1 protein-coding gene is annotated in these 373 nt (G+C 62.2%); it reads right to left on the reverse strand.

The genetic code is table 11. The features are described 5' to 3' along the window. Positions 1 to 13: 13 nt before the first annotated feature. Positions 14 to 373, reverse strand: a 360-nt coding sequence (locus tag GHO03_RS24810; protein WP_153400714.1) for a response regulator, incomplete at its 5' end; no start/stop codon positions are given.

A 373-nucleotide genomic window follows, 5' to 3' on the forward strand; every position in this document is an offset into this window, starting at 1 on the left:
GCGGCTACAGCGGCTACAGCGGCACATGCCGGCTCAGCTGCGCTCTGAGCGCCGCTGGTTTGACCGGCTTGGGCAAGTACTCCAGCCCTGCAGCATGGACTTGAGCAATCATCTCCGGCCGACCGTCGGCGCTGATGACAACCCCCGGCACAGGTTCACCCAGCTCAGCCCGCAACCAGCGCATCAGGTCGGTGCCCACTTCACCCTCATCCAGATGGTAGTCAACCAGCACCAGCTGCGGCCTCACACCTTCATTCAATAGTGCGGCGCACTCCTCGCGATTGCGCGCGGTCCAGACACGGCACCCCCATCGCGTCAGCAAACTCTGCATGCCGATCAGAATGCTGTCTTCGTTGTCGATACACAGGACTTG

The sequence above is a fragment of the Pseudomonas sp. FSL R10-1339 genome (genome assembly GCF_009600545.1).
Lineage (GTDB): Bacteria > Pseudomonadota > Gammaproteobacteria > Pseudomonadales > Pseudomonadaceae > Aquipseudomonas > Aquipseudomonas bubulae.